The organism is Chryseobacterium sp. DZ-32 (genome assembly GCF_059587025.1).
Genome location: NZ_JCAIOM010000001.1, coordinates 183296 through 207289, shown reverse-complemented (window position 1 = coordinate 207289; position 23994 = coordinate 183296). Strand labels below are relative to the sequence as shown.

The 23994-nt window shown below is 36.3% G+C and carries 23 protein-coding genes; 11 read left to right on the top strand and 12 right to left on the bottom strand.

The features are described 5' to 3' along the window. Window positions 1–24 precede the first annotated feature (24 nt). From AC59HC_RS00905 to pepT, 8 genes are all read right to left on the bottom strand, one after another. Window positions 25–759 (bottom strand): LytR/AlgR family response regulator transcription factor, encoded by a 735-nt coding sequence (locus AC59HC_RS00905; RefSeq protein WP_110009038.1) that lies wholly within the window; start codon window positions 757–759, stop codon window positions 25–27. Further along, window positions 749–1810 carry a sensor histidine kinase gene (locus tag AC59HC_RS00900; RefSeq protein WP_395972131.1) on the bottom strand — a complete coding sequence of 354 codons (1062 nt, stop codon included), beginning with the start codon at window positions 1808–1810 and terminating at the stop codon, window positions 749–751. Before AC59HC_RS00900 ends, AC59HC_RS00905 begins: the two co-directional genes overlap by 11 nt. A 78-nt stretch (window positions 1811–1888) precedes the next feature. Further along, complete coding sequence (locus AC59HC_RS00895; RefSeq protein ID WP_110009040.1) at window positions 1889–2482, bottom strand: porin family protein; 594 nt, start codon at window positions 2480–2482, stop codon at window positions 1889–1891. 245 nt (window positions 2483–2727) lie between these two features. Beyond that, window positions 2728–4317, bottom strand: coding sequence for a DUF3472 domain-containing protein (locus tag AC59HC_RS00890; RefSeq protein ID WP_395972133.1), 1590 nt, complete (start codon window positions 4315–4317; stop codon window positions 2728–2730). Window positions 4318–4614: 297 nt separating this feature from the next. Further along, a complete protein-coding gene (locus AC59HC_RS00885; RefSeq protein WP_041461961.1) occupies window positions 4615–4866 on the bottom strand; it encodes a hypothetical protein in 252 nt (83 codons plus the stop codon). A 152-nt stretch (window positions 4867–5018) separates the two neighbouring features. Next, on the bottom strand, window positions 5019–6326 hold the full coding sequence (locus AC59HC_RS00880) for a hypothetical protein (RefSeq protein ID WP_496557832.1): 1308 nt from the start codon (window positions 6324–6326) through the stop codon (window positions 5019–5021). A 155-nt stretch (window positions 6327–6481) separates the two neighbouring features. Further along, entirely contained in the window at window positions 6482–7048 is a 567-nt protein-coding gene (locus AC59HC_RS00875; protein WP_202842026.1) for an energy transducer TonB, read from the bottom strand. Between the two features lie 6 nt (window positions 7049–7054). Then, window positions 7055–8302, bottom strand: a complete 1248-nt coding sequence (gene pepT, locus AC59HC_RS00870; protein WP_496557831.1) for a peptidase T — start codon at window positions 8300–8302, stop codon at window positions 7055–7057. A 187-nt stretch (window positions 8303–8489) separates the two neighbouring features. On the opposite strand from pepT, the gene AC59HC_RS00865 reads away from it, so the two are divergent. Continuing rightward, window positions 8490–9338 (top strand): hydroxymethylglutaryl-CoA lyase, encoded by an 849-nt coding sequence (locus AC59HC_RS00865; protein ID WP_227941256.1) that lies wholly within the window; start codon window positions 8490–8492, stop codon window positions 9336–9338. A gap of 175 nt (window positions 9339–9513) precedes the next feature. Beyond that, window positions 9514–10350, top strand: a complete 837-nt coding sequence (locus AC59HC_RS00860) for a sulfurtransferase (RefSeq protein ID WP_496557830.1) — start codon at window positions 9514–9516, stop codon at window positions 10348–10350. A 54-nt stretch (window positions 10351–10404) separates the two neighbouring features. On the opposite strand, the gene AC59HC_RS00855 is transcribed toward AC59HC_RS00860, so the two are convergent. Together AC59HC_RS00855 and AC59HC_RS00850 are read right to left on the bottom strand one after the other, a co-directional pair. Beyond that, entirely contained in the window at window positions 10405–10731 is a 327-nt protein-coding gene (locus tag AC59HC_RS00855) for an SUF system Fe-S cluster assembly protein (protein WP_047376050.1), read from the bottom strand. Between the two features lie 3 nt (window positions 10732–10734). Further along, entirely contained in the window at window positions 10735–11436 is a 702-nt protein-coding gene (locus AC59HC_RS00850; RefSeq protein ID WP_110009046.1) for a 3'-5' exonuclease, read from the bottom strand. An 82-nt stretch (window positions 11437–11518) separates the two neighbouring features. Between AC59HC_RS00850 and AC59HC_RS00845 the strand changes: the two genes are divergently transcribed. Next, window positions 11519–12289, top strand: a complete 771-nt coding sequence (locus tag AC59HC_RS00845) for a DUF4382 domain-containing protein (protein WP_202842018.1) — start codon at window positions 11519–11521, stop codon at window positions 12287–12289. A 68-nt stretch (window positions 12290–12357) separates the two neighbouring features. Here AC59HC_RS00845 and AC59HC_RS00840 read toward each other — a convergent pair whose 3' ends face one another. Beyond that, window positions 12358–12705: a tRNA-binding protein gene (locus AC59HC_RS00840; RefSeq protein ID WP_137904507.1), complete on the bottom strand. Its 348-nt coding sequence runs from the start codon at window positions 12703–12705 to the stop codon at window positions 12358–12360. Continuing rightward, a complete protein-coding gene (locus AC59HC_RS00835; protein ID WP_277693701.1) occupies window positions 12702–13211 on the bottom strand; it encodes a hypothetical protein in 510 nt (169 codons plus the stop codon). The genes AC59HC_RS00840 and AC59HC_RS00835 overlap by 4 nt, the downstream gene beginning before the upstream one ends. Before the next feature lie 289 nt (window positions 13212–13500). On the opposite strand from AC59HC_RS00835, the gene AC59HC_RS00830 reads away from it, so the two are divergent. The 8 genes from AC59HC_RS00830 to AC59HC_RS00795 all read left to right on the top strand — a co-directional run bounded on the left by AC59HC_RS00830 (window position 13501) and on the right by AC59HC_RS00795 (window position 23932). Then, window positions 13501–17154, top strand: coding sequence for a hypothetical protein (locus tag AC59HC_RS00830; RefSeq protein ID WP_238349671.1), 3654 nt, complete (start codon window positions 13501–13503; stop codon window positions 17152–17154). Between the two features lie 30 nt (window positions 17155–17184). Next, on the top strand, window positions 17185–18747 hold the full coding sequence (locus AC59HC_RS00825; RefSeq protein WP_343640920.1) for a hypothetical protein: 1563 nt from the start codon (window positions 17185–17187) through the stop codon (window positions 18745–18747). 11 nt (window positions 18748–18758) lie between these two features. Further along, a complete protein-coding gene (locus AC59HC_RS00820; protein ID WP_496557829.1) occupies window positions 18759–19238 on the top strand; it encodes a hypothetical protein in 480 nt (159 codons plus the stop codon). Between the two features lie 174 nt (window positions 19239–19412). Then, window positions 19413–21830: a hypothetical protein gene (locus AC59HC_RS00815; RefSeq protein WP_496557828.1), complete on the top strand. Its 2418-nt coding sequence runs from the start codon at window positions 19413–19415 to the stop codon at window positions 21828–21830. A 6-nt stretch (window positions 21831–21836) separates the two neighbouring features. Continuing rightward, complete coding sequence (locus tag AC59HC_RS00810; RefSeq protein ID WP_110009053.1) at window positions 21837–22262, top strand: hypothetical protein; 426 nt, start codon at window positions 21837–21839, stop codon at window positions 22260–22262. Window positions 22263–22359: 97 nt separating this feature from the next. After that, window positions 22360–23199, top strand: coding sequence for a hypothetical protein (locus AC59HC_RS00805; RefSeq protein ID WP_496557827.1), 840 nt, complete (start codon window positions 22360–22362; stop codon window positions 23197–23199). After that, a complete protein-coding gene (locus AC59HC_RS00800; protein ID WP_433626539.1) occupies window positions 23199–23648 on the top strand; it encodes a hypothetical protein in 450 nt (149 codons plus the stop codon). Before AC59HC_RS00805 ends, AC59HC_RS00800 begins: the two co-directional genes overlap by 1 nt. Window positions 23649–23692: 44 nt before the next feature. Further along, window positions 23693–23932, top strand: coding sequence for a lipoyl domain-containing protein (locus AC59HC_RS00795; protein ID WP_496557826.1), 240 nt, complete (start codon window positions 23693–23695; stop codon window positions 23930–23932). Window positions 23933–23994 lie beyond the last annotated feature (62 nt).

Here is a 23994-nt window from a genome sequence, read left to right as displayed (position 1 = left end):
TTCCCCGTTTCCGGCTTCTTTCAGTTACTTGCTGATTAATTTCTTGTAAACCACTTGGTTAAGCAATTCTTCTTTGCGGGTCCGGGAGATGGGAAGCTCAATTTTATTAATAAAAAGACGTCCTCCGGAAATCATATCAATATGGGTAATATTGATGAGGTATGATTTATGAATCCTGAAAAAATGATCCGAAGGAAGTGATTCTTCAATCGCTTTCATCGTCTGATGGATAATCAACGATTTATCTTTAAAATGAAGCCTGGTATAATTCTGCATACTCTCAATGTACAGAATATCAACCCAGGAAACTTTAATGAAAGTATCAGACTGTCTCACATACAGGAAAGGATCATCCAATGAAGTGTTTTTTTTCAGCTTTTCACTGATAATAAATTGCTGCTGAGCCTTATTTACCGCCTGGTAAAACCGGTTGAAGGCAATGGGTTTTAACAGATAATCAACCACCTGCAGCCGAAATCCTTCCAGCGCATATTCGGAATAAGCGGTAGTGAGAATACATAAAGGAGGATTTTCAAGCTGTTCCAGAAATTCAAGGCCCGTAAGATAAGGCATATTGATATCAAGGAAAAGAAGGTCTATTTCACTCTCCTTTACCTTTGCGTCGGCTTCCAATGCTGTTGCGCATGTTCCTTCAACCGATAAAAAATCAATCTGACCGGCAAGTTCTTTAAGATGGAATCTCGCCAGAGGCTCATCATCAATAATAAGACATTTCATTTTAGGAATATTAGAGCTCATAACTGTCAGATAATGTTAGTATTAATGTTATTCTAAAGATGTGATTATCGGATTCGATTTTCAGATCATAAGAGTCCGGATATTGTAATTTTAAACGTTTTTTTACATTTTGAAGACCGATTCCGCCCGTTCCGTCCTTCTTTTTATAGGTTGCTATATCCGAATAGGAGTTTTCGACATAAAAATACAGACTGTTATTCTTTTCTTTACAGGAGATTTTCACATAACCTTTATGTCCCGGAAGCCTGCAAACGTATTTAAATGCATTTTCTATGAAAGGTACCAAAAGTAGTGGAGCAATAGAAGCTTTTCTGTTATTGATCTGCCATTGGGCTTTTACGTCCAGCTCGTTTCCCCACCTCAGTTTTTCTACCTCAACAAGGTTTTGGAGATACTCAATCTCTTTATCCAAAGGAACCAGTGGCTGGTTGCAATGATACAGCTGGTACCGTAGAATATCCGAAAATTTCATCAGTAAAAAATCGGCAAGCTGGGTATCTGTTTTCATCAGGATATGAATATGATTCAGGATATTAAATACTACATGCGGGTTGATCTGATCCTGCAGAAGCTTGAGCTGGTTTTCCAGATGAGCCTGCTGAAGGAGAATATGATCACGCTCTATTCTTCCATGTTCATTATAAAATTTTACACCACACGCTGCTCCGTTGATCAGAAATGAGGCAGGCAGGGACATATAAAAGCCCTTCCACAAAAAAGGTAAATGATCTCTGAAGTTGTCCGGAAGCTCATCTTTGGGTTCCACTTCAAGATAGGTGAATATAACGGAGAAAACCAGACTAAGCATGAAAATCACCATGACCAGCTGTATCAGGAACAGTTTCATTTTCTTTTCCCGAAGTGCTTTCGGAAGAAGCTTATTGGTTAAAAAGTGAGTAAATGTAAACGAAAATGCCGCAATGATCGCAGCCTGGGTCATCGCAAGATAACTTTCTGTTGTACTCTGGAAATTAAACCACAATACAATCGCTAATACAAGCCAGAAAATAAAAGTAAATATGTATTCTTTTGCAACAAAAGATTTTGTCATGGAATTGGAAATAGGTTGATAAAAAAATTAGAAACTGCAGGGAAAACAGTTTCTAATGGTAAAGATAATTTAAGTTTTTTAGAACAGGAAATAACCTATCCCAAGGGAGAAACTGTGGGGTTTGGACTTAAATTCTTTACTGATGCTTGTAAGGCCGGTTTCATATCTCAAATCTACCGTGAAGTTCTTATAATCTAATCCTACACCTCCCGTAATGCCAATATTGGATTTGTCAAACTTTTTAAATCCTTCATGAAGGGCCTGAGACGCAGACACTTTATTGTTGAAAGCATAGCTGTAAACGCCTCCGGCAAATACTCTCACATTAAAGTCATCTGCTTTAATCAGTTTATATCCTACTACCACTGGAATATCAATAGCGTTCCATGAAAGTTTTGAAGAGCTTCCGTCTTGGGACTGGTATGATGTTTTTCTTTTGTTGAACAGAGCTTCTCCCTGCACATACAGTTTTCCGATATCCACTCTTGTCATTACACCTGCCTGATAACCGAATCCGTATTTCCCTTCTAAAGAAGATTCCGTGGAGGTTTTTGTAAAGTTTGCCCCTCCCTTTACCCCAATGTGAAAAGCCGGAGTCTGCTGTGCTTTAGTTTCCATACTGCAAAAAATACATAATAGCAATGCACTTAAAGCGAAAAATTGCTGCTTCATAATTTTATTATTGTTAAAAATCTGATGCAAAACAACAACTATGAAGGATGGAATTAAATTTTATTTGATGAATGGCAGAGATGCTTTGACAAAGATCTGTTTTTAGGTGAAAAATAAAACCGGAAGTTGTCATACTCCCGGTTTTTATTATTTAATAACGCAGCCTTTCTTACAAGGTGTTTACGTGGTTAAATACGTGATATCTGTGTTTGTTTCTGATTGGAAAGACTAAGCCCGCTTTCCATTTAATTTTTAATAAACTTTAAACTTTTTCTGATGGTAGCACCATCATATATATTGAGCATATAGATACCATCCAGCAATGTTGAGATTGATATTTCCTCTCCGTTTGTATGTCCGGTATTAATTATTTTACCCTGCACATTCATGATGCTGTACGAAGCCTGCTTACCTTCCAGTCCGTTTACCTGAATGAAGCTATGAGCAGGATTCGGGAACAATCTGATAGGATCTGTGTTTTCAGGAGCCGCTGCAGAACGCTGTTGTATGGTGCCGGTATTATTGCAGTACGGCAAAGATGATAGATTAATATTTGGAGCCTGAGCAGGTGCAGTAACGCTCAGCAACGTATTTACCGGAGTATATTCATTGGTAAATCCTCCGTTTCTTAAGAAAAATTTATTATTCACAGTTCCTCCGGAAGCATCCACTCTCTGATTGGCGGAGTAAGTAGCATCCACAGTAAAATTCGCTTTTGAAACCGGCATCCATTGTCCCTGTGCGGTTCTTATCCACTGGTTTCCGAATTCAGCCCTTCTGCCCAGATAACCATTTTCAGGCTCAAAATTTTCTACAAAACTGTAAAATCCTTTTAAGTAAGTATTGGTATAAGGTCTTTTCCAGCTTGCAATCAGTTTCCAGTTTCCGGCTGTCGGTTCAAAAAACCAGGCTGTGTAATCTGTACTGCCTGCTCCATCCGGATTTGCCTTCAGCAGAAATTTATAGGTAAGGCCTGCTTTCCATGGAAATTTCAGGTAGCTTTGCCCTCCTGAACCTTCATTACCGAATTCTCCAATGGTAACATTATCCCCTTTACAGTTTAATTTTATCTTTTTATCATCAGGAATTGAATCAGGGTTGTCTGTTTCGAATGGACTCCATACTGAAAATAAGATACGTCTTTCCTTTGCACTATTTACCTGCATTCCAAAATATCCTTCTCCAAAACCGTTTACCATAAAATAAGATCCCACCTTATCCTGGCCAACAGGCACCGTTACTTCATTGTAGTAGTAAGAAACGTTCTCAGAAGTAGGAATAACATAGCCCAAGTGGCATGAAGGGCCTCTTCTTGCCCAATAATAGTAATCCGGATTGTTAGAGAAAACAGTATTTCCTGATGCTGCAGGTCCGTCAATCAGCAGATCAGATATGCGCCCGAAATAGAGTCCGTTTTTGCTGACACCCTGCAGATCTACTTTTACATATCCTGCGGGTACATAAAAGCTTCCTGCAGAATAAGTATTAAAAGAGGTTCCCTTCATAAAGATTTTGTGTGAAACTCCATTGACAGTAACCTTAATTGTGCTGCTTTTATCAAAAAATACTTTTGCGATTACTTTAATGTTTAACGTTCCGCTGCTGCTTACTTTAAAATAGGTGCTTACTACAGCTTGAGAACTTGTCCAGTTTGTCAGTCCATAATCGGTAATCTTCTCCGTCCCATTACTTACCGGGCGGGTTATAAAGGCATTTCCTGCAAGAGGAATTTTGTAAGTTTCTCCGTTACAGGTAATGCTTGATCCTGAAGCCGATACAAGATTGGCCGCGAAAAAGAATGTAATTAATGAGAAAATAGATTTTAATACTTTCATTTGTGTGATTTTTTAATAAAAATAATAATGTAAAAGATTATAATCGAAAGAAAATTGAAGTAATTTCAAATTTGATATAAATTCACTTATACAGGATTTTTTTTGTTAAAAATATTTTGATTTTAATACTGTTAGATTTAAAAATAAAAGAAGTACTAGCGCATTTTTTTGACTATAAAGAGTGTTTTTTGAGATTTTTGCATAGATAAATGACAAAATTCCACAGAAGAGGTATCATTTTGAATATAAATGATAATAATATAAAACCGGAAGTAATACTACTTCCGGTTTTTTTATTTAATAAGGCTGTTCTTCACAAATAGAAGGAGGAATGCATCCGCCAGTGCCTCCACCACCAGGATTTCCACCACCGCCAACAGCGATGCATTGCCCCGGTGTTCCGTCTTCATACATTTCACAGGCTTTTCCCCATGCACACTCACAGTCACTCTGACAGTTATAGGAATCTCCGCCCATATGGCACTCATTTCCTCCGCTGCCCAGAATGGCAGATAAATCTTTTCTCAAAAGTTTTTTCATTGTTTTCATGATAATTGGTTTTAATGTTATTGTTTACAATTGTAGTTGATTGTAAATATAATAAAATTGACTTAATGTGTTGTAAATGAATTTCATGTGGAACATTAATAAAGAAAAGCCACTGTAAAAGTGGCTTTCTTATGTTGATTAGTAAAGATATCTTAAAAACTGAACTCCTTCTGATACAGCATACGTTCTTTTTTGAAAAGAGGAATAGTTCCTTCATATCGTAAAGGAGCAATTCCAAAACCATAGAACATATCAGCCTGAATTTTACCTTTCACAGAAATCACACCTTTTCTTTGAGGAACAAGTGTTAATCCCAAAGATGAAAGGGCAGAAGCTCTTCCTTTTACACCTGAATTAGCAATAGGAATGGTAAGGAACATTAGTCCTACAGCTCCTTTTGCTTCTAAACCTCCTTCGGCAGATAAATTCCCCTCTGCAACAGTGATGGCTGGTTCTGATTTCTTTTGGAGATTAATGTTAATCTCTGGATTTTTGCTTACTAAAAAGTTAGCATTCCCTTCAAGATCCAAAAGCTGTGCCTGGATTTTTCCTGTAGCCTGTACTCCCAGGAAAGGACCTGCAGAAAGAGTAGGGCTTAAGATCAATCCTGTAGGTCCTAAAACGATAGGAACAATAGGAATATTCAGGTAGTCTGTTGTACTTGCTGTGTAGCCCAGACTTCCTGTGATACTGACAGAGCTTTTAAGTTTAATATCATCCATGATGAGGTTAACATAGAAGTTGGATAAATGTCCCCATGAGAAGGTGATATTATAATCAATTTTTGGGGTAAAACCTCCTTGTACGTTAACACTGGATGTTCCTGCTGAAGTCAAAGGAAACGAAAAGGTTTTATTAAAATTATAACGGTTGAATGTAATTAATTTCTGATTTTGAAGGTTTTTAGCTTCAATAGAAAGTATTCTCTGATTGATTTGTTCTGAAACCATTCCTTCTACTGGAACGTAATTAACCATTTTTCCATCAATATTGACAGGAGCTTTGCCAGATGGATCAAATACGCCACTCAAGGTTCCGCTGTAGATAAATTCTTCAAGCTTTGCACTGGAAGTCTGTACTGTGAATTGGTTATTCAGTTTTGAAACAGAATTTACTTTTGAAAGAATGGTATTCACCTGATCACCTTCTATCTTAGTCCCGACAATAACAGTTCCTACGGAAATGCTATCTGTTTGTGGAGTTGTACGGCTAAATGTAATTTCTCCGTTATTATGAGCAGAAATTGCATTCACTGATTCATCATTCAGAATAATAACATTCTTCTGTAAAGTCAGATTTCCCAACGTTTTCATTTGGGCAGACTCTGCAGGTTTTTCAGCAGGCAGATCGGCAGGATCATCCTGAGAACAAGACGTTAAAATAAACAAACAGAAAATAGATACAAGGAAAGAAAAACAAAAATTTCTGTTGATTTTGAAAGGGTTGGATTTCATTTTCATATAAAGTGATTTTAAGTTTTAATCAAAATTAGGTGAATTATTTAAAACTTACAAAAGAATTGTGTTAAATTAATATCAACAACATAATGATCTTTAATTATGTTTTTATTATATGAAAAATAAAAACCCGCTATCATCATAGCGGGTTCTGTATATTATTTTTTAAAGGACATTGTTAAGGGAACAGAAACATTTGAAGAGACGGGTTTCCCTTTGTCTTCTGCCGGTTTCCACTTGCCTTTATCTTTAATCCGGTAAAAAGCGGCTTCGATGAATGCGTTTACATCTTCATTATTTCCTTTTACATTGGGATTGAGGGCGTTCCCTTTGGAATCTACAACAAAACTTATTGTTGCTTTGTAGGTTTCCGAAGAAAAGTTCAAAAAGTCAAGATCTACAGCTTCATATAAAAGCTTTTGAAAAGCGGCCTTACCTTTATCATATTCTGCGTCCTTACTTACTTTTGTTTTTACAGGAGGGTCTGCCGAGATCATTTTCTGATCCTCAAGAGAAGCTTTATCCAAAGCAGTCTTGTAGGCTGTTATTTTATCCTCTGTCAAAAGCCATTCTTTCTTGGTTCTTAAATCATTAGGCTTAGGATATTTATTATACAGAGCCGTTTTCTTTCTTTCATAGCGTGAGTCTGCCCTCTGAAATTCAGAAATCTGGGCACTGCTGAAAATAAAAGTGAAAATGAATGCTGATGCTAAGACCTTTTTCATGATTTGTTATGCTTTTACAATGTTAATAATGACTTCAGTTGCTTTTTCCATGCTTTCCAAAGCTACATACTCATATGGTCCGTGGAAGTTGATTCCTCCCGCGAAGATATTCGGGCAGGGAAGTCCCATATAGGAAAGCTGTGCGCCGTCTGTACCTCCTCTGATTGCCTTGATTTTAGGCTCAATACCTGCTTCAGTCATTGCTTTTGCAGCAAGGTCTACAATATGCATTTTACCTTCAAACTGCTGCTTCATGTTTCTGTACTGCTCTTTAATCTCTACTTCTGCAGTTCCTTCCCCATGTTTTTGGTTGAACTCAGCTACTTTTTCTTCCATGAATTTCTTTCTGGCTTCAAATTTATCTGCATCATGATCACGGATGATATATTGAAGTTTAGCTTCAGAAATATCAGCTGTAATATCCATCAAATGGTAGAATCCGTCAAAACCTTTTGTCGTTGCAGGTGTTTCGTTCGCAGGAAGCATTTGAGCAAATTCAGCAGCTAAAAGAGCTGCATTGATCATTTTTCCGTAAGCATAACCTGGGTGAACACTTAATCCGTGGATTTTCACCACAGCTCCGGCAGCGTTAAAGTTCTCATATTCAAGTTCTCCAACTTCTCCGCCATCCATTGTATAAGCCCATTCTGCACCAAATTTAGCGACATCAAATTTATGCGCTCCTCTTCCAATCTCTTCATCCGGAGTAAATCCTATAGCAATTCTTCCATGTTTGATTTCCGGATGCGCGATAAGATATTCAGCTGCTGTTACAATCTCTGCACAGCCGGCTTTATCATCAGCACCAAGAAGCGTATTTCCGTCAGTAGTAATTAATGTCTGACCAACATATTTTTTCAAGCTTTCAAATCTTGATGGAGACAATGTGAATCCTGTTGTCTGGTTCAAAAGAAGATCATTTCCATCATAGTTTTCCCATACCTGGGGCCTTACATTTTCTCCGCTGAAGTCCGGTGAAGTATCATAATGGGAAATAAACCCTATGGTAGGTCTGTCATCATTTTCCAGATTAGAAGGAACATATCCCATGATATAGCCGTTGCTGTCTATAGAAACATCTTCCAGGCCGATGGTCTTAAGTTCTTCTGTAATATAGTTGGCAATATCCCACTGACGTTCAGTAGAAGGTGTTGTTTCACTTTCTGCATCACTGGTAGAATATATTTTTACATAGTTAAGAAAACGGTTCAGTAATTTTTCTTTCCACAAAGGGTTGAATTCTATTGTACTCATCAGATATCATAAATTTTAACAAAGTTAGCAAATTTGGTGCTGAGAATACATTATTTGCGATTTAATATCAGTTATTGAAATTATGAATCAGATATAAATCTTTGAAAATCAAAATAGTGTTAGCTTTGTATGTACAGTATACCAAGTAGTTTAGTTTTATTATATTTGAGAAAATCAAAAAGTAAAAATGTTTCTTACCGAATGTCCTAGAGATGCTATGCAGGGATGGGGAGAATTTATCCCTACCGATAAAAAAATAGATTATATCAACTCCTTGATGGATGTTGGTTTTGATGTATTGGATTGTCTGAGTTTTGTTTCTCCTAAAGCGATTCCGCAGATGGCTGACTCTGATGAGGTGGCAAAAAATATTGACAAATCACGCTCAAAGACTAAAGTTTCTGCCATTATAGGTAATTACAGAGGTGCCGAAAAAGCATTGAAACATGAGTCTGTAGATATTCTGGGCTTTCCGTTCTCTATTTCTGAAACGTTCCAGCACAGAAATACCAATAAAAGCCAGGAGGAAGCTTTTAATGAAATCATTAAAATGCTTGAACTGGTAAAAAGTGAAGGGAAACAGCTTAATATCTATTTCTCTATGGCTTTTGGAAATCCGTACGGTGAAATGTGGAAATGGGAAGATGTTGACCAGTGGGCACAAAAATTCTCAGATATCGGAGTAAAAGATATCTTATTATCAGATACTACCGGAGTGGCTACTCCTGAAACCATTGCCCTTTTGTTTGAAAAAATACCTTCAAAATATCCGGATATCAACTTCGGAGGTCATTTTCATAACCGCTATGAAGATTCCTATTCGAAATTAAAAGCGGCTTACGATCAAGGCTGCCGAAGATTTGACAGTGCGATCAAAGGAATCGGAGGATGTCCTATGGCTAAGGATGATCTTGTAGGAAATATGCCTACAGAACAGGTGATCAATTTTATGAGTGTGGAAAAAGCTGAACATAAGCTGAACCTTCTGAACTTTGAGAGCTCTTACAACAAGGCGAAGGATATTTTTCATTTTTAAGAAGAATGAATTTCTCGCAAATTCTGCAGATCCCACAGATAGAAAAGTAGATCTGCTTAATCAGCAGAATCTGCGAGAAAACTATCAATAGGAGCGGGCTTTAGCCCGCTTTACTATATTGAAATATACATGGCTTTAACCAAAACGTAATTAAATTAACTCAAAATCAACAAACATGTCTCCAATCATCTCATCATTCGAACTCAAAAATATCCCTGGTGAAAATCTTATTATTCTTGATGCAAGAACCGGAAAAGAGGTAAAACAAAACTACCTTGACAAGCACATTAAAGGAGCAAGGTTTATTGATCTGGATAAAGATCTGGCTGAAATAGGAGAGAATGCAGCTTTTGGTGGAAGACATCCGCTTCCTTCGGTAGACAAGTTTGCTGAAACCCTTTCAAACCTTGGAATTGCTTCAAATTCTCATCTTGTTGTCTATGATGACAAAAATGCTTCCAATGCAGCAGCACGTGCCTGGTGGATGCTGAGATCTTTTGGCTTTAAAAATGTTCAGGTCCTTGATGGCGGAATGCAGGCAGCGGAAAAAGCAGGTTTGGAATTTGCTTCAGGAGAAGAGATCTTTGAGAAAGCTTCTTTAATTAAAAAAGATCATTGGAGTTTTCCGGTTTCAAGTCTGGAAGTAGTTGAAAATGAATTGGAAAACGATTCTTCTACAGTTATTGATGTAAGAGATGCCTACCGGTATAAAGGAGAATCTGAGCCGATTGATCTGGTCGCGGGGCATATTCCGGGGGCGATCAATATTCCTTTTTCTGAAAACCTTGATGAAAGCGGAAATTTTCTGAGCCCGGAAATCTTAAAAGAAAAATACAGCCAATTCTTAAAAGATAAACCTAAACACCTTATTATTCATTGTGGATCAGGTGTTACAGCCTGTCATACAATTTTAGCCCTGGATTATGCAGGATTTCCGGTTCCGGATCTGTATGTAGGTTCATGGAGTGAATGGAGCAGGAGAGAAGGAATGGAAATAGCAAAAGATATTTAAAAATAAAAACCCCGAAAATACTTCTTCGGGGTTTTATATTGTTAAAGGTAATTTCTAAAGCATTCCCAGCTCAAACTTCGCTTCTTCGCTCATCATATCCTTATTCCAGCTCGGTTCGAAAGTAAGCTCTAAATCTACACTTTTTACATGCTCTACTTCAGCTACTTTATCTTTTACTTCCTGAGGAAGTGTTTCTGCTACAGGACAGTTGGGAGTAGTAAGTGTCATTATAATTTTTACGTCAGCATCATCGGAGATCTGGACATCGTAAATCAGCCCTAATTCGTAGATATCTACCGGAATTTCAGGGTCATATACGGTTTTTAATACACCAATGATTTCCTCACCAATGTCAGCAATTTGATCGTCTGTAAATTTCATTTTTTAATCTAGATTGATATTCCTTTTCAACAAATCTTCCTGACGCATGCGCCGGAAAATATTTGCCAAAGTTAAGACATCTTTTTCACAATAGTCAACAATTCTCTGCAAGTCTTTTTCTATGTAGTAAATTGATGAAACCATTGAGCCGTCAATATCATCTTTTGGAGTAGGAATACCAAAAACATGCGCCAGTAATTCCAGGGAGACAAAACTTTTATAATCCCCGAACTTCCAGAGTTCCATAGTATCTATATGCGGAATTTCCCAGGGCTTTTTCCCAAACATCTGAAACGGTGCCGGTGGCTGCATCCCATTGATGAGATAGCGTCTGGCAATCCAGGGAAAATCAAATTCTTTTCCGTTGTGGGCACAGAGAATCACATTATAAAGCCGTGGGCTGTTGAAGATTTCTCCAAATTCCTGAAGCATTTTCTTTTCATCATGCCCGGAAAAACTCTTTATTTTTAATGTTTCATTCTTTTCAACCATTCCAATGGTAATACAGATGATTTTTCCAAACTCGGCCATAATACCGGCTCTGTCATAAAATTGTTCAGCCGTAACATCTTCTTTTCTCTGAAATTTTGTTTTTTTATCCCACAGATATTGCTCTGTTTCTGATAACTCGTTCCAGGAGGCGGATTGTGGAACCGTTTCAATATCAAGAAATAAAATTCTTTCTAAAGGAATATTTTGGATCATTTTTTGTTTTTTATAACCGAAATATATGACATAATAAATCAATTATCCAAAACGTTTTTTATTATACATAAATTTTAAGCTTATGAAGAATTTATTCATTATAGGAAGCAGTATCTGCTTATTATCCTTGGCATCATGTAATGATTCCGATGAAAAAGGTTCTGCTACAGTGAATGTAAGGCTTACAGACGGCCCTGCTGCATATAATGCCGTTAATATTGATATTCAAAAAATTGAAATTAACAGCAATGGAGAATGGACAGCATTAAACTTTCCAAATCCGGGAGTTTATAATCTTCTTAATTTTAAAAATGGAACTGATGTAGTTTTAGGACAGGCTACGCTCCCTGAGGGAAATGTTTCGCAGATGAGAATGGTACTGGGTCCTAATAATAGTGTGGTTGTAAACGGAGTAACTTATCCGCTGCAAACCCCATCGGCTCAACAGAGCGGACTGAAATTCAACTGGAATCAGACATTATCAGCAAACGGAGCATATACCGTGTGGATTGATTTTGATGCCGGAAGATCTATTGTAACGACAGGGAATGGATCATATATTTTAAAACCGGTGATACGGGCGTTCTCTGAACTTACCAACGGGCAGATTAAAGGATATGTGCAGCCTCAGGCGGCGCAGGCAGTTGTTCACGCCATTATGGCTTCAGATACGATTTCTACGGCAATCCCTAACCCTGACGGATTTTTCATGTTTTCAGGGCTTCCGCAAGGAAGTTATACCGTTTCTTACGATGCCGGAAACAGCACTGGATATATGGATGAAAATACACCCAATGTATCAGTAAGCTTTGGTCAGGTTACCAATCTTGGGGTAAAAACCCTCCATCAATAAATAATAGTATCAAATAAAAAAACCTTAGTGAAAGACTTCCTAAGGTTTTTTTATGTTTTATTGGCGGGTTATCCTACCTGCATTCCGTTTTTTGTGGGTAATGATGGCGTTAAAAGAGTGACATCTTTTTTGTCTTCACCATAAAGCCCTAACACCAGACATTCACTGAAGAAATTAGCAATCTGCTTTTTAGGAAAATTTACTACGGCTAAAATCTGTTTTCCAATAAGCTCTTCTTTTTCGTAGAGAGAAGTAATTTGTGCAGATGATTTTCTGATTCCTAAGTCTCCAAAATCTATTTCGAGCTGGTACGATGGATTTCTTGCTTTTTCAAAATCATTCACTGAGATTATAGTTCCGCATCTGATGTCTATTTTTTCAAAATCTGTCCAGGTGATGTCTGGTTTTACTGTCATGGTAATTCGTTAATTAGATGTTCTACTTCTGTTTTCTGTTCTGCATACTTTTGCTGCAATACTGAGCCTTCACCCATTCTTTTGTAGTATTCCAATGCTTTTCCTCCAAAGAATTTTTTATGAAAATCCGAAACTTCCGGTATTTGAGGAAATACTTTGTGAAAAAGCATTTCATAATAGGCCTGGAATTCTCTTTCATTTTTGTCTTCAATAACCTGCCCGGGCGCTTTCTGTCTTACATGAAGCATTTCGTGGGCAACCATATTCAGAACAAGGTTCAGGTCAAAGTCAAACAAATTTCGTGGGATCATTACGGTTTGAGGTCCTCCCAGATCTCCTTCTGCTGTAAGAAGCATCGAAGTAGGAGATAGCTCTTCCCTGAAACCAAATCCCGCAAAGTTCTCATGTTCCAGCTCAAAAGAATGGATCAGATACTTGGCAGCATCCAGAATCTGGTTGTGTTCTTTGTAAGCCTCAAGGTGTAAGTTGATCTGCTCGAAATTCATCTGAAGTATGTTTTAAACAAATGTATTAAAATATTGAGAATACCAATAGTTTTTGTTCCAAAGGTTTAGAGTAGAAAAATAATTTTTTTTTTATACGACGAGTTCTGTCGCTTCTGGGGGTGATCTTTGCTTCAAGAAAAAAACACAATATGAAACTTGACTTAAAAATTCCAGGTGGACATCTTTTGCCGGAAACCACCTAAAAAAATAAGGCTAAAACCTGAAGACATTCTACTAAAAAGGATCTTCAAAATCTTAACCTATTTTAACCTACACAAAATTACACAAAATGAACGATATGGAAAATAATACTACAGGCGCACCTGTAGAAAATACACCATCACAAACACTTTTCAGATTTGTAAGTCTCAGAAGCCCGGAACTTTCCGATGATACCAAGCAAGATAAGAGATTCATTGTTATTCCTCAGGATCTTAAAAATAATAATGCTTTTTATGTTCCGGTTGTTAATGGAACCGAAGCTAAGCAAAAGCTGCTGCAGACCTGTGCAGCCAATTATGTAAATAATCCAGAACGTATTTCAATAGAATCAAGCAGCCAGAATAGTTTAGAAGGTTTTAAAAGGACTTATAAGGCTTATTATACATTCGGAACCTGGTTGGCTAAAAATAAAAATACATGTACCTATGAGGAGGTTATTGCTAAAAGAGCAGTATTAACAGATCCACAGGCAGCTTCAATAGCACCGCCATTAATTGGTTTATGGAATAATTTAATTTATCAGGTAGTAACTCAGAAAGATTTTTATGTTAAGGAAGTTGTTATGCAGCAGCTATTGGCTCATCATATTCTTTCTGTATCCAATGAAGAAGAAATGAAAGCAGCACTTGCTGCAAGAGTTATTTTGCCCAAAGAACTGATGATGGAAGACGAGAGTATTTCTACATTACAAACTGTTTCAAGAATGGCTTCTGAAGGACCTAAAGAGACTTCTCCAACAGAAGAAATGAAAAGTCAGCAACTTATTTCTGCTGCAAAGATTAAACTTGAAAGATATGAAGCTTTAAAGAAAAACCTTTCTACGATTGAAAGATTATATAAAGCAGAGTATCAAAAAGATTATGCAGCAAAAGAAGAAATTCATCAAAGCGAAATTACTTCAATTCTTGAAGGATATAAAAGAGAACTGGCTGCCCATAAACAAAACTATTGTCAGGTAAGAAATCCTGAGGTAAAATATGATCCTTTAGATCCCTGCCAACAAATTCCGGGTATTCCTGAACCTGTATTACCAAAGTTCAATTTTCAGTTCAGAGCCGAAATAGAACCGGATTCTTTATTAAGAGCATTAAAACCTGAAAACTTAGATGCGTTGCTTGATATCTTAGGACATAATTTTCAGTCTGAACCAAATCAAGAGAAGTCTGCAGCACTTAGTTCCTCGGATCTTGCAATACTTTTGGAAGGAAGAAGTACTTTTTTGGAGATTGATTCTCTATTAAAACAAGCCGTTGAAAAAGCCGCCAGTACCATTGTTGAAAATACCAATGTAGATAATGAAGCATATACCAGTATAGGAGGTGTTTTGATTCCAGTTGCAAGAACCATTGCTGTTCCTTTCAGTTATCAGATCTGTCCGAAGTATGTTTATACAGGATTTACATTTGATGCGGCACTTACAGTTCCGGATTCATCATGGGAGGTAAATGCACTCTCTTATACTTTAGCCCCTAATAATGGCTCTGCGGCTTTCAACAGTAATTATTTTGTGAAATCAAGATCAGGAAACATCATTTTTCTAAATGATCTTTGTATGCCGGGATTAGATTTTAATACCATACAGGATGCCTCTTTAAGTGTAAAAATCATGTTTACTAATGGAAAAACAGCTAATATTTATGTCAGTAAACTACAGGCAAGAACTTGTTTATCAGATCGTTTTTTACTTGAAGTTGATGAAGAAGAACCTGTAGATACTGAAGATGAAAATAATTTTATTCCATCAGGATTCGGATTCAAACAAATCGGTATTGCAGATTATTTGAAAGTGGAGCAGACAACTCATGCCTATGTTGAAGGAGAAGTTGCCCATATTGAGAATATTATGGCTAGAGAATATCGTGAGAAATCTACCAGAAGGTTAAGAAGAAGTGAAAATACTACGACAACATCTTCCGATACTGAAAGAGAGCAGCTTACTGATACTACTACAGCTACCCGTTTTGAAATGCAGAATGAAATTGCAAAAATGATGCAGGAAGCATCAGACAGCAATACTCAGTTTGGGGTAAATGCGAGCTACAAAACAGGAAATGCAAATATCAATACGAGTTTAGGATTGGGAAACGCCAGCCACAGTTCGAGAGATGAAAGTACCAGACAAGCAGTTACCCAGGCTCAGGATATTACATCAAGAGCTATGGACAGAATTGTTTCAAAAGTTCACGAAGAAAGAATTGAGAAAATTATTGAAGAGTTTGAAGAAAACAATTCTCATGGCTTTGATAACAAGAAAGGAGATAAACATGTCGTAGGTGTTTACAGATGGGTGGATAAGCTGATGAAAAACCAGATCTATGATTATGGGAAACGTATGATGTTCGAATTTATGATACCCGAACCCGCAAAGCTCCATTTGTTAGGAATATCTTCCAATAAAAACACCCAATCATTGGTGAAGCCAGAAGATCCTAGAACGTCACAAACTATGACAATGAAAGACCCTGGGGCATTGGATGATGATACCATCTTTAAATATTGGGTAGGAAAATATAATATTACTGCAGATAAAAGATTAGATCCTGTTATTTATATTTCAAATGCATTTTCTGATAAAAATATTGGAGTTGATAATGAATATGGAGTAGGAAGATGGACCGGTGTGTACCATAATAATGACTTTAAAATTCCCGAAAATTATGAAGCTATTTATATAAAAGGCTCTTTAAGAGCAGGTGCAGGAGCGATGAATGATGGACAGGGAATGAATCCTAAACATACAGTATATGTTTGTGGTAAGGAATCCGGAACTGCAGTAGATATGGCTTTAAATTCTATAAAAGATAAAATTACTGTTTCTTTTATTTCTTGGGATATGAAAGGGATTTCAGGTTCATTGATTGCAACATGTCAGCTAACGCAGGAAGCAAAAAGAGAATGGCAACAGGAAGCTTTTAATGCGATCATCAATGGATATGAAGTGGCTTTGGCAGAATATAATAATGCTATATCTGAAGAGAATAATAAAGCTTCTGCAATTAAGGCTTCAAATCCGAATTTTTACAGACAGATTGAAAATACTGTTCTCAGAAAAAACTGTATTTCCTATATGGCAGACAGAGCTTCAAACTCAATTCATGGCTATGGCTTATCAGGTTTAACACAAGGAAGTTCATTTACAGATTATGAAACGAAACTTTCTAAGAATCTAGACAAATACTCTGCTTTTGTAAAATTTATGGAACAGGCATTTGAATGGGAAAATTTATCCTACCACTTGTATCCTTACTATTGGGGTAATAAAGAGAACTGGGTAGAAATGTATAAAGCAGAGAATACTGATCCTGTTTTCAAAGCATTTTTACAAAGTGGTATGGCCAGAGTGGTAGTGACGGTGCGTCCGGGCTTTGAAGGTGCTGTACAATTTTATCTGGCAACAGGAAAAATCTGGAATGGAGGTGAAGTTCCTGTCATCGGTGATGATCTTTATCTATCAATTGTAGATGAATTGAAGCAGCCAAAAGGCAAAAAACATGGAAAAGCATGGATTACCAGACTTCCTACTACCTTAAATATTCTTCAGGCAGAAAGTATCGGACTGAAAGTCGCTCATGCATTACCATTTACTACCGAGAATCCAGATGATTTTGAAGTGCCTTCCGAAGTAATTACTGAGGATAGATTCAATTTCGCCCCTAACAATAACCTTCTTGGAGTAGAATCGCTGGAAGGACAGAAAGTGATTTTGGGAGACTGGAAATAACATAATTATTAACCTTAAAAATTAAAAAAAATGCCAATTATAGGAAAAATTATACGTGTCAATGAATTGCCTCCCATTGGAGAAAGAGAAGCGAATGCGATCTATCAGGTAGCTGCATTAGGTTCTCCCACTTACACAGATTATGCTGTTGATGAAAACGGAGATTTAAAAACGCATGCCGTTGTTGATGGAACCATTCCCCTGGAATTAGCTGATAGTCATGTCAGTATTTCAAATGCGGATCTTGTAGCAGAAGGAATGGCAAGTCAGGCTCAATATAATATCAAGACACAAGAGAAATTAGCTAAAAAATTAGAAATTCCTCTGACAGATGGAAATGCGCAGGATTATCCTAAAATCATAGGAATGAATGATAACGGAAGTGTTGCCAAACTTCCCGCCGGTGATCTGGGAAAAAATATAGCCAATTCATCACTTACATCTGTTGTGGGAGCAGGACTGAAATTAGGAGCCAACTGGACATTAGATACTTCAGGACTTTATTATTCGATCACAGGATTGAATGATGTTTCCAATGATGCTACCTTTAGTACTTTCTTATCTCAGAACTCTTCAGGACGTGTAGGTAAAACAAATGGAAAGCAGCCGTTCTTAAGCTTGCCTGCTACTCTTTCCGAAGCAGAAAAAACAGCATGGAAAACAGCAATGAACGGAGGATGGACTACTAATACTATGAGTGTTGCTGTTATTACTCCTCCTGTTGTGGATAAGCAGAATAAAAACTACTGGATCAGCTTAAGAGGAGCCAACCTTAACCTCCCTCCTACATTTTTCTCCATAGATATCATGGATGAAAGCGGCTCTACGAAATTAGCCACTGTTCCTAATTCACAGGTACAATTATATACCAATGGATTAGACCTGACATTCTATTACAACTTTAAGGATTTACCCATAGGACAGTATAAGATAAGACTATGGAATGGAGTCGCTTATTATGTGACACCCCTTACAGTTTCAGTAGTGCAGAATCTACAGATTGCAGATGTATCAGCATTGACATGGACCAAAAAGATTTATAATGATGCATCTAATCCCGACACATTTGGTAGCGGAGGATCAGCTATTTATCAAAGTAACTCTGCTGTAAAAGCTTACAGTACGGATGATCCTACTATCGTAGCCGCACTTAAATCTTCAAAGCTTAATAATGCCGGAGAAAATTTTTATCTGGAATTTTCTGTCAATTATCAGCATGCAGCTAATATGACCTCAAAAACACAATATGTAGGACTGATGAATAATGCATCGAATGTAGAATTATTGGATCAGACAATTACCCGTTTGAAAACAGTAGGAACACTGGGAAACAGTTTAGGATACAGAGTTCATTATCTTAATAATACAGTAGTGGGAGCCGTTAGTGCAGGGACTACCGGAACCAACGAGACCATCAATGTTATTATTGTTAAAAACGGAACCTCAATGACTGTTTCTATGACAGCAAGGGGAGTTACATCACTGGCCATTATTTCTGTTCCTGACGTTGAATACAGCCTGAATATGGCCGTCAACAATATGGGAGGAAATGCAACAACATCGTTAAATATTATCAATTTATACAAATTTTAAAAACAAAAATTATGAACGAACATTTAATTATACCGGAAAACATTAAAGAAATCCTTAATAATGTAGAGAATATTTCATTAAGCCTTGCAGAACTTCCACTTCAGGAACATCCGAAGCTTCCACAATTTCAAAGAAGTATTCGTGTATTGGATATTGATGCTAAATCTGAACAACAGTTCATCAGTTTCAGATATAAGCAGATACTGAAAGACAAGGAAACAGGAGCAGATATTAATATTTCACTTCCTTCTCCGGAATGGGTAATCTATAAAGATACGTGGAGCTACCTTCGTGACGGAGACAATCATCTTATAGAGCTTGCTGTTGCAGAACCCGAAGGTAATATGAATACCGATCTGGTAAAAGTACCAAGCTATCAGTATATGCTTTGGCTGTTGAAAAACAATAAAGCTGGTTTTACAGAACTTCTGGCTTCCTATCTGGATGAATTTGTGGAAAAACACAAAGAGAACCTAGATGCACTTTCTTAAGAATTATTAATTACTGGCAGGGCCTTAAAGCTCTGCCTTTTTCAAAAAAGAAAAATTATGGAAACACTTGAGCTTAGAGAAATTATCAGTAAAGAATGGCGTACTGATGATTATATAAGAAAACAGCTGTTATGTAATAAATTAAAATACAGTAATCAGTTTAATTAGCGGTTTATGCTGAATTATAACATCAATGATTATGATGGAACTGCCGAAGAAAAATACATTAAGGATTATAAAGAGAACATTATATACTTAAAAACATATCTCAATAAGAATGCTGAGATTGTTGATCTGGCACAACCAGAGTGTGAAATCAAATTTGTTATTAATGCTGCACAAGAGAAGATCTCCTGCCAGCTTATTTATTTTTATCACAGAGATGCTGATCGGGAAGAGCTTAGGAGAAAAAAAGCAATTGTACTGGAAACCTTTTCTTATGAGGAATTCAGGAGATTGGTCATGCATGTAGGATTTGATGATTTTGAAAATTATTCCGAGTACAAAAACTACTTCACAGAAATCTTTAAATCAAGTTTTCTTAAAGCAAAGAGTGCAGAGGAGCTTAAATTCCTTTATACCAATACTCCTGAGTTTGTTCTTCGGGGAATGGCTCTTGAAAATGAAACGTTATTTGGGCATCTTCTTGCCTTGACAAAACTAGATGATACTGGGATTTTCAGCGGATGGAAGGATGGAAGTTCTGCTTTAGTCAATGTCTTAAAAGCATTTTCCGATCGTTTTTTTTTAGTGGACAAGTTCAAAAAAAGTCCTGAACTCTGCAACAGGATTTATTTCAACCTGGATGGGGTAAGTGAGTTTAATGGAGAAATGAAATCCAACCGTATCATTTTTGCTACCATTCTGATGGAGTATTGCCTGTTTTCTTACAGTCGTCCGAAGGCAGGAGCCCCTACTTTCAAAATAGGAAATGAGTATAAAGTCAATACAGAAGTCTTTGGGCTGGCAGGAGATATATTGGGTTTTGGAAAATCAGATGAAAAAACTTTTTTTCTTCAGCAGCAGAAAGAAGTAACAAAGAGAGTTTTCATTGTACCCAAAGAAGGGGATCCTAATGCAACAGAACAGGTAACAGAAGATCTGGATGAAGGAGCAGAGTTTTATCCTCTCGATATGGTTTATTTCATTGAGCAGCATACATCAGAAACCAATGAAGAAGGGGAACAGCAGGGTACTGTCATGATGGTTCCGGCTATTTATGTAAAAGCGCTGGCTGATGCAGAAAAGTGGGAAGATATTAATGAAACGATCCGGATTGTGGCCGATATGGTAGGAGTCGTTTTTGGAATCGGAACATTAGCATTATCTGGAAACCCATATCTGCTATTGGCTGCGGCGGCAGATCTTAGTTTAGCCTTACCGGATCTTACCATACAGGCATTCCGGGCGGAAATTGCTAAACTTCCCGGAGGAGATGAGTTTCTGCGGCAATGGGATCTTATTTATAATGTATTGGGTTCTGCTGTAGCAGTACCGCAGCTTGCTGTTGGTTTAGCGCAGCTTACTGTCGCTTTTTACAGAAGTTGCTTAAGCTTATTGAAAGCATCTGTGAATGTGGCAGAAAATGTGAGACAGGGGTTGCGTGCAAGTGCAATTTCCGTATTTTTGGATTTGAACAGCGGAGTTTATCAAAGGAAAGATCTCCGTATGTTTACTCCAACAGAATGGGTAATCCCAAGCGCAGGGTTCATTTCAAAAACATCGGAATGTGATGCTTTGATACAAAACGGAGCATTCTTTATGGAGCTCGATGCAGCTGCTATTATGGAGAGTATTGCAAAAAAAGGAGGTGTTAATCCTGATGCCATCGGCTCAATAAGCAGCAACAGAAGATTTGCTTTAGTTTATAAAGGTGAGATTATTGCCCAAGGAAGTCGGTATGATAGAGCTTACCAGAAAGTTTTGCAAGATATAAGAAAAGTAAGCTATAGCTCAGAGAAAGTTGGGGAATATTTAGAAACCATTGTCAACCGAAGAAGAATTGTATCTGTAGAAGATGCTTCACTTTTAGGAAAAGCACCAGAAAAAGGAGTTAAAATGTTGTTTAACTTGTTTGATGAATTCGGTAATAATATTGGGCAGCTTACAAGATCACCGAATAGAAATGAGCTTTTTTATAAATTAATATACAGAGGTAAAGAAATTGATATTAAAAGTACCATTAAACTTTTGGATGATAAATATAGATTAAGAGGTTTACCAATAGAAGAAGGAGAACATTTGTTATATGGTGATCTGAATATTCCAAAAGAAGTTACAGATAAATATGCTGCATTAGGGCAGATTGTCTATGAGGACGGTTTAAAGTATTTTTTAAATGCAAAAAAGTATGGGAAAGTAGATGGAACTGTAAGCGTTTGGATCAAGGCGGATATTTATACTGATTATGGTGGACAATCCATCAATTTGGATCAGTTTTGGAAAGCAAGAGATGCTGGTATGAGTATAGAACAGGCTGCTTTTTCAACATTTGCGGGAAAACAAGCCAAGAAATTTGGATTTACTAGAATAAGGATTTTGGACGATGAGAAAATAACTAGAAATTATGTGGAACTTAACTTTTTAAAATAATTATTTATGCGAATTAATATACATAACACTATCAAAAGTGATAAAACAATAGATGAATGGACAAGAAATGATGAATATAAAGGCGCATCATGGCGTAATTTCGCTTTTGCGGAAGGCTTGGCTTTAGATTTGTTTAAAGAAAAATTATCAAAAATTCCTTTTAAAGATGAACCTTTAAACAAGGAAGAAACAGAAAAATTAAAAATAATTCTTGAGGATAAAATCAAAGAATTGTTATCAACAAGAATTCCTGAACCGGATGTAAGAACAAAAATCGAATTTTCGGGTAAAATTATAGGTATAAATTTTACTCCTTTGGGTAAAAACCCTCAGGATAATTGGATAAATATTTTTTTTAGAGCATACAAAATATGTGAAGAATGTTTGGAAGAAAATAAACCTATTTATTTAAGTATTACAAGTGAAGACTAGGAATAATCCGCTCAATCAATTGAGCGGATTATTCATTTTTATACTGTTTACTATTTTGGATTTGAACTGCGGCGTTTTTCAAAGGAAAGATCTTCGTATGTTTACTCCAACAGAATGGGTAATCCCAAGCGCAGGTTTCATTTCAAAAACATCGGAATGTGATGCATTGATACAAAACGGGGCATTCTTTATTGAGCTTGATGCCGCTGCTATTATGGAGAGTATTGGGAAAAAAGGAGGTATTAATCCTGATGTGATAGGTGCGATCAGTAGTAACAGAAAGTTTGCTTTAGTTTATAAAGGAGAGATTATTGCTCAGGGAAGCCGTTACGATAAAGCGTATCAGAAAGTTTTGCAAGAAGTAAGAAAGGTAAGTACTAGTTCTGAAAAAGTGGAGGAAATTCTAAATACTCTTTGGAAGCGTATTCCAAGATTGACTGAAAATAAATTTTATTGGACATGTATCAACGAAGCAGGAACGGAATTGAGATGGGCAAATGTAACTGAAAAAGATATTCAGAAATCTCTAAGTTCTGCACTTAGAAGTACTAATGGAGGAAAATTATGGGAAGGAGAAGTCGCAAAAGAACTGAGTATTTATGATAATTTATTAGATTTAGGAAATGAATTTGAAATTATTAAAAACGGTAAACGATTTAATTTTGCTGGAGATATAGATGTTGGAAGTTCTAAATATATTATTGAGTGCAAAGAAAGTGTTTCTAAAAACATTAAACTATCTGACTTTATAAAGCAATTTGACAAATATTTAAATCCTAGTAATGAGAAATATATAAATATTAAAGGTAGAAAAGTTGTCTTGGCAATTAAGAAGTTTGGAGATGGAATTAATATTTCTCATCCTGTTTTTAGAGAATTAAAAAAAAGGGGGGGGATTATAATAACTGATGTAAGACAAATAAAAACCTTAAAATAATGGCAAATACAGTTCATTTAATTAGTAAAGGATACTTAAATCCAAATAAGATAGCGGACATAATAGAAAATGTCGCTGAAAAATTAAATTTTAATTTTTTTAAAACATATAATTCTAAGTTTGATATTATTGATATAAATCTTATTGAAAAAAACGGATCTGAGGGATTTTTAGAAACTTCTATAAGTTGTTATTCTGATTACAATAATACATTTAATCAATTATATAATATTAGCAATTATGGGTTAATGGTAAGCATTAATTATAGCTATAATAATACTCTATTAATTCCTTTTTTAATTGAGATGTTAGAGGAATTGCCTGAGCTATTGGTTTATAATGAAGAGGTTCCGGATGGGATAGGAAGTTACATTTTTAATAAAGATCATTTGAAAAACTTTTCAGGAACGGATAGTTATACTTTTTTAAATAAAGTTCCGAAAAACTAATGTAAAACCTTTTATACTCATAGTTAAACCAAAAAAATAACAACATGGATCATATAGAAATAAAGATGTCATCTACAGGAGAAGGAATGAAATGGATTAAGTTAAAAAAATGGTTTTTTAACGATAATGAAATGATCAATAAAGGAGATATTATAGCTGAAGTAGAAACAGATTTAGCTATTTTAGAGATTGATGAAGCATTTGCGAATGGAAAATTAGAAATAAAAAAACAAGAAGAAGAGGCTATTGATGTTGGGGATTTAATTTGTAATATAAAATTTTGAAATAATAGTATATAGGATGTAAGGCCAAAGTATTAAATCTATTTCAGGATTTTAAATTTATA

Coding starts and splice junctions, on each gene's coding strand:
- AC59HC_RS00905 (WP_110009038.1), bottom strand. CDS start 759: ATGAGCTCTAATATTCCTAAAATGAAATGTCTTATTATTGATGATGAG.
- AC59HC_RS00900 (WP_395972131.1), bottom strand. CDS start 1,810: ATGACAAAATCTTTTGTTGCAAAAGAATACATATTTACTTTTATTTTC.
- AC59HC_RS00895 (WP_110009040.1), bottom strand. CDS start 2,482: ATGAAGCAGCAATTTTTCGCTTTAAGTGCATTGCTATTATGTATTTTT.
- AC59HC_RS00890 (WP_395972133.1), bottom strand. CDS start 4,317: ATGAAAGTATTAAAATCTATTTTCTCATTAATTACATTCTTTTTCGCG.
- AC59HC_RS00885 (WP_041461961.1), bottom strand. CDS start 4,866: ATGAAAACAATGAAAAAACTTTTGAGAAAAGATTTATCTGCCATTCTG.
- AC59HC_RS00880 (WP_496557832.1), bottom strand. CDS start 6,326: ATGAAAATGAAATCCAACCCTTTCAAAATCAACAGAAATTTTTGTTTT.
- AC59HC_RS00875 (WP_202842026.1), bottom strand. CDS start 7,048: ATGAAAAAGGTCTTAGCATCAGCATTCATTTTCACTTTTATTTTCAGC.
- pepT (WP_496557831.1), bottom strand. CDS start 8,302: ATGAGTACAATAGAATTCAACCCTTTGTGGAAAGAAAAATTACTGAAC.
- AC59HC_RS00865 (WP_227941256.1), top strand. CDS start 8,490: ATGTTTCTTACCGAATGTCCTAGAGATGCTATGCAGGGATGGGGAGAA.
- AC59HC_RS00860 (WP_496557830.1), top strand. CDS start 9,514: ATGTCTCCAATCATCTCATCATTCGAACTCAAAAATATCCCTGGTGAA.
- AC59HC_RS00855 (WP_047376050.1), bottom strand. CDS start 10,731: ATGAAATTTACAGACGATCAAATTGCTGACATTGGTGAGGAAATCATT.
- AC59HC_RS00850 (WP_110009046.1), bottom strand. CDS start 11,436: ATGATCCAAAATATTCCTTTAGAAAGAATTTTATTTCTTGATATTGAA.
- AC59HC_RS00845 (WP_202842018.1), top strand. CDS start 11,519: ATGAAGAATTTATTCATTATAGGAAGCAGTATCTGCTTATTATCCTTG.
- AC59HC_RS00840 (WP_137904507.1), bottom strand. CDS start 12,705: ATGACAGTAAAACCAGACATCACCTGGACAGATTTTGAAAAAATAGAC.
- AC59HC_RS00835 (WP_277693701.1), bottom strand. CDS start 13,211: ATGAATTTCGAGCAGATCAACTTACACCTTGAGGCTTACAAAGAACAC.
- AC59HC_RS00830 (WP_238349671.1), top strand. CDS start 13,501: ATGAACGATATGGAAAATAATACTACAGGCGCACCTGTAGAAAATACA.
- AC59HC_RS00825 (WP_343640920.1), top strand. CDS start 17,185: ATGCCAATTATAGGAAAAATTATACGTGTCAATGAATTGCCTCCCATT.
- AC59HC_RS00820 (WP_496557829.1), top strand. CDS start 18,759: ATGAACGAACATTTAATTATACCGGAAAACATTAAAGAAATCCTTAAT.
- AC59HC_RS00815 (WP_496557828.1), top strand. CDS start 19,413: ATGCTGAATTATAACATCAATGATTATGATGGAACTGCCGAAGAAAAA.
- AC59HC_RS00810 (WP_110009053.1), top strand. CDS start 21,837: ATGCGAATTAATATACATAACACTATCAAAAGTGATAAAACAATAGAT.
- AC59HC_RS00805 (WP_496557827.1), top strand. CDS start 22,360: ATGTTTACTCCAACAGAATGGGTAATCCCAAGCGCAGGTTTCATTTCA.
- AC59HC_RS00800 (WP_433626539.1), top strand. CDS start 23,199: ATGGCAAATACAGTTCATTTAATTAGTAAAGGATACTTAAATCCAAAT.
- AC59HC_RS00795 (WP_496557826.1), top strand. CDS start 23,693: ATGGATCATATAGAAATAAAGATGTCATCTACAGGAGAAGGAATGAAA.